This window comes from Candidatus Clostridium stratigraminis, assembly GCF_045310675.1.
GTDB lineage: Bacteria > Bacillota > Clostridia > Clostridiales > Clostridiaceae > Clostridium_AT > Clostridium_AT stratigraminis.
Genome location: NZ_JBJHZZ010000014.1, coordinates 1 through 12,377, shown reverse-complemented (window position 1 = coordinate 12,377; position 12,377 = coordinate 1). Strand labels below are relative to the sequence as shown.

12 protein-coding genes, 1 tRNA gene and 1 riboswitch are annotated in these 12,377 nt (G+C 33.3%); all 13 genes read left to right on the top strand.

All coding sequences use genetic code 11. The annotated features are described in order from the left end of the window. Nucleotide 1: 1 nt before the first annotated feature. The 13 genes from ACJDUG_RS14770 to grdD all read left to right on the top strand — a co-directional run bounded on the left by ACJDUG_RS14770 (nucleotide 2) and on the right by grdD (nucleotide 11,965). A tRNA-Leu gene (locus ACJDUG_RS14770) sits at nucleotides 2-86 on the top strand. A gap of 74 nt (nucleotides 87-160) precedes the next feature. Continuing rightward, nucleotides 161-1,177, top strand: coding sequence for an N-acetylmuramoyl-L-alanine amidase family protein (locus ACJDUG_RS14765; RefSeq protein WP_406770643.1), 1,017 nt, complete (start codon nucleotides 161-163; stop codon nucleotides 1,175-1,177). Nucleotides 1,178-1,273: 96 nt separating this feature from the next. After that, nucleotides 1,274-2,098 carry a Cof-type HAD-IIB family hydrolase gene (locus ACJDUG_RS14760; RefSeq protein ID WP_406770642.1) on the top strand — a complete coding sequence of 275 codons (825 nt, stop codon included), beginning with the start codon at nucleotides 1,274-1,276 and terminating at the stop codon, nucleotides 2,096-2,098. A gap of 81 nt (nucleotides 2,099-2,179) precedes the next feature. Next, nucleotides 2,180-2,647 carry a tRNA (uridine(34)/cytosine(34)/5-carboxymethylaminomethyluridine(34)-2'-O)-methyltransferase TrmL gene (gene trmL, locus ACJDUG_RS14755; protein ID WP_406770641.1) on the top strand — a complete coding sequence of 156 codons (468 nt, stop codon included), beginning with the start codon at nucleotides 2,180-2,182 and terminating at the stop codon, nucleotides 2,645-2,647. A gap of 13 nt (nucleotides 2,648-2,660) precedes the next feature. Next, nucleotides 2,661-3,500, top strand: a complete 840-nt coding sequence (locus ACJDUG_RS14750; RefSeq protein WP_406770640.1) for a DegV family protein — start codon at nucleotides 2,661-2,663, stop codon at nucleotides 3,498-3,500. A gap of 123 nt (nucleotides 3,501-3,623) precedes the next feature. After that, nucleotides 3,624-3,722: riboswitch (glycine riboswitch) on the top strand. A 181-nt stretch (nucleotides 3,723-3,903) separates the two neighbouring features. Beyond that, nucleotides 3,904-4,281 (top strand): GrdX family protein, encoded by a 378-nt coding sequence (locus ACJDUG_RS14745; RefSeq protein ID WP_406770639.1) that lies wholly within the window; start codon nucleotides 3,904-3,906, stop codon nucleotides 4,279-4,281. A 20-nt stretch (nucleotides 4,282-4,301) separates the two neighbouring features. After that, complete coding sequence (gene trxB, locus ACJDUG_RS14740) at nucleotides 4,302-5,234, top strand: thioredoxin-disulfide reductase (protein ID WP_406770638.1); 933 nt, start codon at nucleotides 4,302-4,304, stop codon at nucleotides 5,232-5,234. Between the two features lie 97 nt (nucleotides 5,235-5,331). Next, nucleotides 5,332-5,664, top strand: a complete 333-nt coding sequence (gene trxA / locus ACJDUG_RS14735; protein ID WP_406770637.1) for a thioredoxin TrxA — start codon at nucleotides 5,332-5,334, stop codon at nucleotides 5,662-5,664. Between the two features lie 177 nt (nucleotides 5,665-5,841). After that, nucleotides 5,842-7,128: a glycine/sarcosine/betaine reductase component B subunit gene (locus ACJDUG_RS14730; protein ID WP_406770636.1), complete on the top strand. Its 1,287-nt coding sequence runs from the start codon at nucleotides 5,842-5,844 to the stop codon at nucleotides 7,126-7,128. Nucleotides 7,129-7,167: 39 nt separating this feature from the next. Then, nucleotides 7,168-7,635, top strand: coding sequence for a glycine/sarcosine/betaine reductase complex selenoprotein A (gene grdA / locus ACJDUG_RS14725; protein ID WP_406770635.1), 468 nt, complete (start codon nucleotides 7,168-7,170; stop codon nucleotides 7,633-7,635). Between the two features lie 30 nt (nucleotides 7,636-7,665). After that, the gene (gene grdB, locus ACJDUG_RS14720) at nucleotides 7,666-8,973 is read left to right on the top strand and encodes a glycine reductase complex selenoprotein B (RefSeq protein WP_406770634.1); all 1,308 of its coding nucleotides are present in this window, start codon (nucleotides 7,666-7,668) and stop codon (nucleotides 8,971-8,973) included. Nucleotides 8,974-9,237: 264 nt separating this feature from the next. After that, nucleotides 9,238-10,773, top strand: a complete 1,536-nt coding sequence (gene grdC, locus ACJDUG_RS14715; RefSeq protein ID WP_406770633.1) for a glycine/sarcosine/betaine reductase complex component C subunit beta — start codon at nucleotides 9,238-9,240, stop codon at nucleotides 10,771-10,773. A 31-nt stretch (nucleotides 10,774-10,804) separates the two neighbouring features. Beyond that, on the top strand, nucleotides 10,805-11,965 hold the full coding sequence (gene grdD, locus ACJDUG_RS14710) for a glycine/sarcosine/betaine reductase complex component C subunit alpha (RefSeq protein ID WP_406770632.1): 1,161 nt from the start codon (nucleotides 10,805-10,807) through the stop codon (nucleotides 11,963-11,965). Nucleotides 11,966-12,377 lie beyond the last annotated feature (412 nt).

Sequence of the window (12,377 nt, the reverse complement as noted above, 5' to 3'; positions counted from 1 at the left end):
CGCAGAAGTGCTGGAATTGGCAGACAGGCTGGTCTCAGAAGCCAGTGTTTAACCACGTGTGGGTTCAAATCCCATCTTCTGCACCATTTAAAATATATTTACCACTGATATGTATTTATCGGTGGTATTAATTTAAATAAACATAATTGGAAGGTGGGATATGAGTAATAAACTAGAGAGTATAAAAAAATTAGCTTTTAGATGTTTTGTTTTTTTAGCTATAAGTATTAATTTGATTTATGCAATTAGCATCCGTATACATAGTACAAGCAATGCTCAAGTTATTAAAATGGTATTAGCTGCCGGCAGCCAGGGAAACATTTCTATAACAGAAAATAATTATTTTAAAAGGTACATTATTAGCTGCACTAGAGAAATGGATGAACTAAACATAGAAGACAATAAAGATTATATTAACATCTATTTAAAAAAGGATGAGGCAAAAGGTATAAATCTTAATGGAGACAAGAAAATACAAAACCAGGATCTTGGTTATAGCACTACAAATGATGGTTATATATTAAAGATTAAAAAAATGCTGGAGCATAATAACTTTGTAAGTATTGATAGGAACAATAAGAAAAATATTATTGTTCTTATTTCAAAAGTGGACAAGCCTTTCACTCATAGTATTGTAATTGATCCAGGCCACGGCGGCATTGATAAGGGCGCTAATTACGGCAGTATATATGAGAAGGATATTAATCTGAAGATTGTAAATTATGCTGCTCAGCAGCTTGAATTCAGCGGCATTAAAGTACTTTTAACAAGAGATGAAGACAAACTATTGGCACTTAAAGAAATTGGAGATATTACAAATTCATCTTCAGCTGATATTTTTGTATCGGTACATGTTAATGAGAACAAAGAGAGTAAATACTGTGGTGTTTCTAGTTATTATTATGATCCTAACGGGTTTCAAACTGAAGAAAGAATTAGACTCGCAAGAACTATGCAAAGTGAACTTGTCAAAAGTGATTCTTGGAAGAATGTAGGGATTCTCAGACAGAACTTTGCTGTATTAAGATATAGCAATATACCTAGTGTACTTTTAGAATGTGGATTTATAAGTAATACTGAAGATAGAAATAAATTAACTCAAGATAATGTTCTTAAAAATTTTGGAGATAATATAGCCAAAGGTGTTATTAAATATTTTCAGAAAAATAATAACTAATTTAACACGGGTTATTCCCGTGTTTTTGTTTTGAAAGAATATTTTTGATATAATATATAATACATATGAACTTACGGAGGAGGCAGATATTTAAATATGATTAAGCTGTTATGTATGGATATGGATGGTACACTTCTAAATACCAAAGGTGAGATTAGTAAAAGAAACTTAGATACAATTAATAAAGCACATGACAAAGGTGTAAAGGTTACTATTTGTACAGGAAGAATATTCACTTCTGCTAGATACTTTGCTGATTTAATAGGGATAAAGGTTCCAATCATTGCTACAAATGGATCCTACATTCGTGAAAAGGACAGAGATGAAATAATATATAAAGCTGTACTTGGTAAGAGAAAATGTGAAGAAGTTTTAAAGATTCTTAGGAAATATAAAATTTATCCGCATTTTAATTCTCCAACTACTGTTTTTACAGAAAAATTAATATATTCATCAAAAAGCTATGCTTATATGAATAAAACACTGCCAAAGAACAGGCAAATAGATATACAAATTATTGATGATTGGCATTTGATATTTGATAAATATGAAGATGAAATATTGAAATGTATTTGTATTGACGAAGATATAGAAAAAGTTAAGGCGGCAAAAGAAGAGCTGAAAAGTAATGGGGAACTAGAAGTTGTAAGTTCTAATAAGAATAATTTTGAGGTAATGAATAAAGGGGTTTCTAAGGGAAGAGCCGTAGAAGTTTTGGCGGGCTTTTATAATCTAAAACAAGAAGAGATAATGTGCATTGGTGATAATGAAAATGACCTATCTATGATTAAATATGCCGGGACGGGTGTGGCAATGGGAAATGCTGAAGAATTCGTAAAAGATGCTGCAGATTACGTTACTTCCACAAATGATGATGACGGGGTAGCAAAAGCTATTGATGAACTAATTTTACATAATTAATAGCTTACTTTACTAGAATTCATTAATAAGATAATATAAGTATTAAAGATTTAAAAAACTATTGAGGAGTTGGAAATAAATTTGAATTTGAATATTGTTTTGTTTGAGCCTGAAATTCCACAAAACACAGGAAATATTGCTAGAACCTGTGTATTAACTAATTCTAAATTACATCTTATTAAACCACTTGGCTTTAGCCTTGAGGAGAAACATTTAAAAAGAGCTGGACTAGATTACTGGCCATATTTGGATATGGAAGTACATGAATCTTATGAGGATTTTAGAAAAAAGTATCCAAAAGGAAATTTCTATTTTTCTACTACAAGAGGCAAAAAGTTTTATTCCGAAGTTAGTTATAAAGAGGGCGATTTTATTATATTTGGAAAAGAGACTGCTGGGTTGCCCGATTGCATACGGAATGACAACTTAGATAAATTAATTAGAGTTCCAATGCTCGAAACAAGTACTCGCTCATTAAATCTATCCAACACGGCTGCGATACTAGCTTATGAAGCATTAAGACAAATGAACTTTCCAAACATGAAGTAGGAGGAGAAATTAAATGAATAAGATTAAAATAGTTACAGATAGTACCTCTGATTTGCCATTAGATATTATAAATAAATATGATATAGAGGTACTCCCCCTTACAGTACATTTTGGAAATGAAGCTTATAGAGATGGAGTAGATATAAAACTCCCTGAATTTTTACATAAAATAAAAACTTACGATGTTTTTCCCACTACATCACAAATCAATCCTCAAAGCTTTTATGACTGCTATAAAAAATATTTAGAAGAAGGCTATAAAATTCTTTCAATACATATTTCATCTAAGATGAGTGGGACATACCAGTCAGCATGTATAGCTAAAGATATGCTGCAAAGCGAAGACATTTTTGTTATAGATAGTTTGAATGTTACTTCGGGCCTTGGCCTTTTAGTTTATAAAGCTTGTATTTTAAGGGAATTAAATTACTCTTTTGAGGAAATAAATAAAAAGCTTATAGAAATTATTCCACATGTAAAAAGTGCATTATCCTTTGAAAGCTTAGAAAACCTAGTTAAGGGAGGCAGACTTTCAAAAACTGCAGGAATGGTTGGCAGCATATTAGGATTAAGACTTATTCTAGAGATAAAAAATGGGGAAATAGCTGTAATGGACAAGGTTAGAGGAAGCAAAAAAGCAAGTAAGACCATAGTGGATTTTATTGAACAAAAAGGTATCAAGGACCATGAACCATCATTTTTACTGCAAGTTGAGAATAAGGACGTCTATGAGGTTTTAAAGGAAAATTTGGTATTTAAGAGCAGGGACTTTGTTGAATGTGAGGTAGGATGTGTAGTTGGTACTCATTCAGGAAGTGGTGCCAGTGGTATTTTTTTTATTGAGAATTATTAATTCTGAAATATTATATTCAGTATTCATAGAATTTGATAGAAATTAATTCAAAAAACTATAGCAATTTTATTATATATATAATATAATAGCATTAAGGAAATAATACCTATATAATATTGATGGATGAAACTTTCGAGAGATAATCATTTATGATAGCCGAAGGAATAAGCAGGAAAGCCTAAAACCTGTGAAGCTCTCAGGCAAAAGTATCGAAAGCGGACATATCTCTGGAAAGCTTGAACTATTTAAATTAGAAGTTCATCACCGAAGGAGTAAATCTCTCAGGTTAAAAGACAGAGTACAAGGGCTTAAGGCTTTGTACTTTGTCTTTTTTGTTTTCTGATTATACAAGAAATGTTTTATATTTTTCTTGAAAACCTATACATAACTTGGAGAATAATGTATGATTGAATCAATTATTGTTATAACCAATAATACCTTGGTACAAGAAAATTTAGGAAATAAGTTTTCTGTTAATTTCATTAAAGGAAAAGCTGTTGATGTTTTAATTAAGGCTAGAGACTATGTTCATAATAATCATAGACTTCTAACACATCCCTTAATAAGCAGCATTAAACCAAATGAAATGCCTTTTAGAACGATTATAATATCTAAACAAAAGGAAAATAATATAGATATGGAATCCTTAGAGCTAATAGAAAATAGTATCAGCACTACTAATAAGTTCATGAAGGATTTTGGCATTCCTAATTGGAATGAGAGCATATTGAAAGATTTCCAATTAATAGACTTTGATATTATATATAATGCTATTAATTAATATTTATAGGAGGTAAGTACATGGCACATATTTACGATACAATAATAATTGGCGGCGGGCCTGGAGGCTTATCAGCAGGTCTTTATGCTGCAAGATCAAAAATGGACACATTACTTATTGAAAGAGCAAAATTTGGAGGACAGACAGCAACAACTGATGAACTTGAGAATTATCCAGGTTCTGTAGAGGATTGTACTGGACCATCTTTAATTGAAAGAATGAGAAAACAAGCAGAAGAGTTTGGTACTAAATTTGCTAAAGATGAAATAACTGAAGTTGATTTTTCTGGAAAAATCAAAAGGCTTATAGGTAAGAAAGAAACATATGAAGCTAAAACAATAATAATAGCAACAGGAGCGTATCCTAGACTTGCCGGTTTCGAAAATGAGTTAGAACTTAGGGGTAAGGGCGTATCCTATTGTGCAACTTGTGATGCTGACTTCTTCACAGACTTGGATGTTGCAGTTGTAGGTGGTGGTGATTCTGCACTTACAGAATCTATTTATTTAACCAAGTTTGCAGAAAATGTAACAATCATTCATAGAAGAGATCAATTTAGAGGAGCAAAATCCATACAAGATAAAGTTTTTAACAATCCTAAAATAAATATTATTTATGATTCCGTAGTTGAAAAAGCTAACGGAGATGAGATATTAGAAGGGCTTGTACTTAAAAATGTAAAGACAGGAGAAGCTAGTGATTTAAAGGTTGATGGATGTTTTGTATTTGTAGGCTATCTGCCAATTACAGAACTTTTCACAGACAAAATAAATTTAGATGAAACTGGGTATATAATTACTGATGAAGAAATGAAAACTAATGTACCTGGAGTATTTGCTGCCGGTGACGTTAGAAGAAAGTCCTTAAGACAGGTTATTACAGCTGCTGCAGATGGAGCAATAGCTGCAACTAATGCAGAACATTATTTGGAAAATGAATTTAGTGAAATTTAGGAGGTAAAAGTCCTAAATGGACTTTTACGGGTAGTTTGCGAGCGGAAGCGAGTAGTCTTAAACTACTCAGTGTTCCGACTAAAAGGAGGAAAAGAAAATGTTAGAATTAAACAAGGATAATTTTGAGACTGAGGTATTAAATTACGCTGAGATGCCAGTATTTGTTGACTTTTGGGGAGATAAATGTGAGATCTGCAAGGAACTTATGCCTGGAGTACATGAATTGGAACATAAATATGGTGATAAAATAAAATTTTCAAGTCTTAATATAAGCAGTGCTAGAAGGCTTGCAATTGGTCAAAAGGTATTAGGTCTTCCAACAATGATAATTTACAAAAATGGCGAAAAGGTCAGCTCAATTACTCCTGACAAAATAAGCAGCTTAGATGATGTAGAAGAATTTATAAAAAGTGTTTATGAAACACTATAGTTAATAAAAAATGAACAATGAAAACATAACTATTTAACTTTCATTGTTCAAAATATATAAAAGATAATTTGTCAATTAACAAACTATCTCTATACTTATGCAATAATGAATTACAATTACTAATTTTTAATTATTAATTGTTAATTATAAATTTATTTTAATAAGGAGGTGACAGCTTTGCGTTTAGAACTTGGTAAAATTTATATAAAGGATCTTCAATTTGGAGCTGAAACTAAGGTTGAAAACGGAGTTCTTTATGTAAATAAAGAAGAGTTATTAAATGAAGTTAGTGGAGATGATAGAATTAAATCTATTAACTTTGATATTGCAAAGCCTGGTGAGGAAACCAGAATTATACCTGTAAAAGATGTTATAGAACCTAGAGTTAAGACAGAAGGAAAGGGTGGAATATTTCCTGGCTTCATAAATAAGGTTGACACTGTTGGCTCAGGAAGAACTCATGTACTAAAAGGTGCTGCTGTTGTTACTACTGGTAAAATAGTAGGTTTTCAAGAAGGCATAATCGACATGAGTGGTGAAGGTGCAAAGTATACACCATTTTCAAAAACTAATAACTTGGTTGTAATTTGCGAGCCTAAAGAGGGAGTCCTCCAGCATGAACATGAAGAAGCAATTAGAATTATTGGCTTTAAAGCTGCAACATACCTAGGAAAAGCCGGGAAAAATATTGAACCTGATGAAGTAAAGGTATATGAAACTTTACCTATTCTTGAACAAGTAAAGAAGTATCCTGAACTTCCAAAGGTAGTATATGTATACATGCTTCAAACTCAAGGCTTATTACATGATACTTATGTATATGGGGTTGATGCAAAGAAAATTATTCCTACATTTATCTATCCAACAGAAGTATTTGATGGAGCTATTGTAAGTGGTAACTGTGTTTCTGCCTGCGATAAAAATCCAACTTATGTACACTTAAATCATCCTATCATAGAAGATCTATATGAAAGACATGGTAAAGATTATAATTTCCTTGGCTGCATAATTACCAACGAAAATGTTTATCTAGCTGATAAGCAAAGATCCTCTGATATGACGGCAAAATTAGTTGAATTTTTAGGAGCTGATGCTGTTATTATATCTGAAGAGGGTTTTGGTAATCCAGATGCTGACCTTGTAATGAACTGCAACAAGATAACAGAAAAAGGTATTAAGACAGTTCTAGTAACTGATGAATATGCAGGAAGAGATGGAAGTTCACAATCACTTGCAGATTCTACTCCTAAAGGTGATGCAGTTGTAACAGGTGGTAATGCAAATGAAGTAATAACACTTCCCCCAATGAAAAAGGTTATTGGACACCCTGAAGCAGCTAATATTATTGCTGGGGGATACGTAGGAAGTTTAAGAGAAGATGGCTCAATTAATGCTGAAATTCAGGTTATTACAGGAGCTACTAGTGAAGTAGGATTCAATTACCTTACCGCTAAAGGATATTAATTATAGATAAAAATTTTATTGATTGAAAGGAAGGATATTATGTTAAAAGGCAAAAAGGTTATTGCTATTGGCGATAGAGACGGAATTCCAGGACCAGCTATAGAAGAATGTGTTAAATCTGCAGGAGCAGAGGTTATATTTGCATCAACAGAATGCTTTGTTTGAACAGCCGCAGGTGCAATGGATCTGGAGATCCAACAAAGAGTTAAAGATTTAACTGAAAAGCATGGTGCAGAAAATGTAGTAGTTGTTATCGGAGGTGCAGAAGCTGAAGCATCTGGATTATCAGCTGAAACTGTTGCTGCAGGAGATCCTACTTACGCAGGACCACTAGCTGGTATAGCTTTAGGACTTGCAGTTTATCATGTTGTAGAACCAGAAATAAAAGATGAATGTGATGCTGCTGTTTATGATGAACAATGCGGTATGATGGAAATGGTTCTTGACGTAGACGCTATAGTAAGTGAAGTTAAGAATGTTAGAGATCAATTTTCTCAATACAAATAAATAAAAATACTCCGAAAGGGGGGAGCACACTTGATACGTGTTGTCCACTATATTAATCAATTTTACGCTGGTATAGGCGGAGAAGAAAAAGCTGATATAAAACCTGAGGTTAGAGAGGGCTTTATAGGACCAGGTATGGGACTTAATGGCCTATTAAAAGCAAAGGGTGCTGAAATAGTTGCTACAGTAATTTGCGGGGATTCATATTTTAATGAAAATGTGGAAGCAGCAAAGACTGAAATCATTGAGATGATTAAGAAATTTAGCCCTGATATATTTATAGCAGGACCAGCTTTTAATGCTGGCAGATATGGAGTTGCTTGTGGAAATATAGCTGCAGCTGTAGAAGAAAACTTAAATATCCCTGCTTTAAGTGCAATGTATATTGAAAACCCTGGCGCAGATATGTATAAAAAACATATTTATATCGTTGAAACAAAAAATAGTGCTGTTGGAATGAGAGAAGCACTTCCTAAGATTGCTAACTTAGCTTTAAAACTAGCTAATAAGGAAGAAATAGGAGCTCCAGCAGAAGAAGGATACATTGAAAGAGGAATTAGAAAAAATTTCTTTGCAAAAGAAAGAGGCTCAAAAAGAGCGGTAGATATGCTTATAAAAAAATTAAGCAATGAAGCCTTTACTACAGAATTTAAAATGCCTGTGTTTGACAGAGTAGAACCTAATCCTCCTGTAGCTGATATTACTAAAGCAAAAATTGCAATAGTAACTTCTGGAGGTACTGTACCAAAGGGAAATCCAGATCATATTGAATCCTCCAGTGCTTCTAAATTCGGGAAGTATGATATTGAAGGTGTGTATGATTTAACAGCTGAAACCTATGAAACTGCTCATGGCGGATATGATCCTACTTATGCAAATGCAGATAATGACAGAGTAATTCCTGTAGATGTACTAAGAGAATTTGAGAAAGAAGGCAAAATTGGCTCTCTTCATAGATATTTCTATAGTACAGTTGGTAATGGAACTGCAGTTGCTTCCTCAAAGAAATTTGGTGAACAAATTGCAAAAGAATTAATAGCAGATGGAGTTCAGGCTGTTATATTAACCTCCACCTGAGGAACCTGTACTCGTTGCGGTGCAACGCTTGTTAAAGAAATTGAAAGAGCAGGTCTTCCTGTAGTTCATATGTGTACAGTTGTTCCAATATCTATTACTGTTGGAGCTAATAGAATAGTTCCTACTATAGCTATACCTCACCCTCTAGGAAATCCAAATCTAGATAAAAAGGATGAGTATGAATTAAGAAAGAGATTAGTAGAGAAAGCACTAGTAGCTCTACAAACTCCAGTGGATGGACAAAAAGTTTTTGAAGACTAAAATACATTTATAGATTCAAGAAAGGAGAAGTGGAGAAATGAAAAAACATTCTCCAGCTTCTCCTTTTTTATTAAGGAATACAAGGAGGTTAAAGTTCTAAATGGACTTTGACGGGTAATTTTTGAGCGGAGCGAACGAGGTTAAACTACCCCGTGTTCCGACTAAAATGAGGTAAATGTCCTAAATGGACATTTACGAGCAATTTTTGAGCGGAAGCGAGAGAGCTTAATTGCTCAGTGCTTCCGACTAAAAGGAGGAATAAAAATGAGCTTTCCAGTAATTAAAAAAGCATCCTATATATTAGTTAATACTCCAGACATGGTTATTCATAATGGAACTACCCAAACCTTAGAAAGAGAAACAAATCCTAATTCAGAATATTTACAGCAAATAAAAGGGCATTTAAGAAGTTTTGAAGAGGTAGTAGCATATGCTCCTAATCAGACTTATATTGGCAATTTAACTCCAGAAGAATTAGCTGTAATGCCTAGACCATGGCATAACGATAAGCTTAATAATGCTGATAGATATGGCAAATTTGGAGAAATCATGCCGGAGGATGAGTTTTATGGGTTAATAAAATTATCAGATGTTTTTGACTTAGTCAAATTAGAAAAAGACTTCACAGCTGAAGTTAAAGAAAAGTTTGTTAAGCATCCGGTTTTAAGTAATAAGGCAGATGCACTTGGAATTGGTGAAGAAAAAGAAGAAATACAAAAACTTGTTGACACACATATTGCAGATGGACTTTATTTAGGTGGAAAATTAGTTGGTGCAATAAGACGTGCCCATGAATTTGATAAAAATCTTACATCACATATAATGCTTGAAAATTTATCAGTTAAGGCTTCAGGAGTGCTGGCATTAATGCACCTTGTTAAAGATTTAGATATGGATGTAAATGAAATAGAATATGTCATAGAGTGTTCCGAAGAAGCTATTGGAGATATGAACCAAAGAGGTGGAGGAAATATAGCAAAATCCATCGGAGAAATAGCGGGATTAAAAGGAGCTACTGGAGCTGATATGAGAGGTTTCTGTGCAGGACCTAGTCATGCTATAATTACTGCTTCAGCGCTAGTTAAATCAGGAATTTACAAGAATGTAGCTATTGTAGCAGGTGGAGCAACTGCTAAACTTGGTATGAATGGCAAAGACCATGTAAAGAAAAATCTTCCTGTTTTAGAAGATTGCTTGGGAGGATTTGCTATTTTGATAACTGAAGATGATGGTGTAAATCCAATTCTAAGAACTGATATTATTGGAAGGCATACAATTGGACATGGAGCTTCACCTCAATCAGTACTAGAAGCGTTAGTACTTGAACCTCTTGATAAAGCTGGCTTAAGGATTACTGACATTAACAAATATGCACCGGAAATGCAGACTCCAGATATTACAGAACCTGCTGGAGCAGGAGATGTTCCTACTCAAAACTATAAAATGATTGGAGCACTTGCTGTTAAGAAAGGACAGCTGGATAGAAAGGAATTACCTGGATTTGTAATAGAACATGGATACCCTGGATTTGCTCCTACCCAAGGACACATTCCATCTGGTGTTCCAATAATAGGTCATGGAAGAGAGCATATGCTTAAGGGTGAAATGGACAATTTCATGATTATTGGTAAAGGAAGCTTATTCCTTGGAAGGATGACAAACCTATTTGATGGTGTATCCATAGTAGTTGAGAAAAATAAAGGTGTGAAAGAAGAAGCAAGTGGGGTTTCTAAGGAAGAAATAAAATCTATGGTTGCAGATGCAATGAAGGATTTTGCTGCCTTCTTAATGAGTAAATAGCATAAGCTTTCTATAATAATGAGGTGATGTGATGGATAAAATAGAGGCGAATAAAATCATAGCAGAAGTATTTAATGAAATATCTGAAGGAATAAAATCCGGCAGCTTTGGTAAAAAGATTAGAATAGGATTAACTATTCTTGGTTCAGAGCATGGAACTAACGAAATGATAAAGGCAGCCGAAATGGCTAATAAAAAATATCCTGATTTTCAAGTAGTACTAATAGGTACAAAAAATAGTTCTAACCTAGAAACAGTTGAGGTACAAACAGCTGAAGAAGGCCATAAGCTCATGGTGGATATGCTTGATAAAGGACTTTTACATGGATGTGTTACCCAGCATTTTGATTTTCCAGTTGGAGTTTCAACTGTTGGCAAAGTTACAACTCCAGGTAGAGGTAGAGAAATGCTTATTGCAACCACTACTGGAACATCCTCTGTAAATAGGGTAGAAGGAATGGTTATAAATACAGTTTTAGGAGTAGCTGTAGCCAAAGCTATGGGCATAGAAAAACCTACAGTTGGAATATTAAACTTAGATGGAGCAAGAAAAGTAGAAAGGATATTAAAAGAAGTAAAAGATAAGGGTTATAATATTGAATTTGCTGATTCCTTAAGGGCTGATGGTGGCGCTGTAATGCGAGGCAATGATCTATTAGCAGGTACACCAGATGTTATGGTTTGTGATTCTTTAACGGGAAACTTACTTATAAAACTCTTCTCTTCCTTTACAACAGGTGGAGATTACGAAACTGTCGGAGCAGGTTATGGACCAGGAGTAGGCGAAAATTATAACAAATTGATAAATATAGTTTCTAGAGCTTCAGGAGCGCCACTAATTTGTGAAGCTTTAAAGTTTTGTGCAGAATGTGCAAAAAATAAAGTTTTAGATATAGCAGCAGATGAATTTAAAAAGGCTAATAAAGCCGGTTTAAAGGAGATAATAGCAAAAAATACTAAAGATAAAACTAATGAAGCAATTGATGAGATAAAAATGCCCCCAAGAAAAGTAGTAACAGCAGATATTACTGGAATTGACATTTTAGAACTTGAAAATGCATGCAAGGTTCTATGGAAAGCAGGAGTTTATTCTGAAAGTGGAATGGGATGCACAGGACCAATTATACTTGTAAATCCAGAAGATTTGGGAAAAGCACGAGAGATATTAAGGACTGCAGAATTTTTGAGCTAGTCTAATAATTTTAATTATCTATTGATTTTTGTAAATGATTGCATTATACTTAAAAATACGCCCTATAAAAAAATTAGATACATTGACAAAGTTTAAGAGTATAATATGTAAAGACTTACAATATAATTTTATTGAATATAATTTAATTTATTTTAAAGAATATGTTAATATTTTTTTAAATTTTGTTAATATTTAGAAGGATTTTAAATTATTTTATAGAATAATTTAAAGTATAAACTACACTCATTTATTTATTATGGGAGGGAACTTTAAATGAACAAAAAAAGAATTATTTCTTTAGTTGCAACTTTTGCTGTTGTTGCAACATTGTTTGCTGGATGTAAAGCTAATCCAACAACACCAAGTCCAACAACTCCAACAGCTAAGAAATTCAAGGTAGGTCTTTCTACAG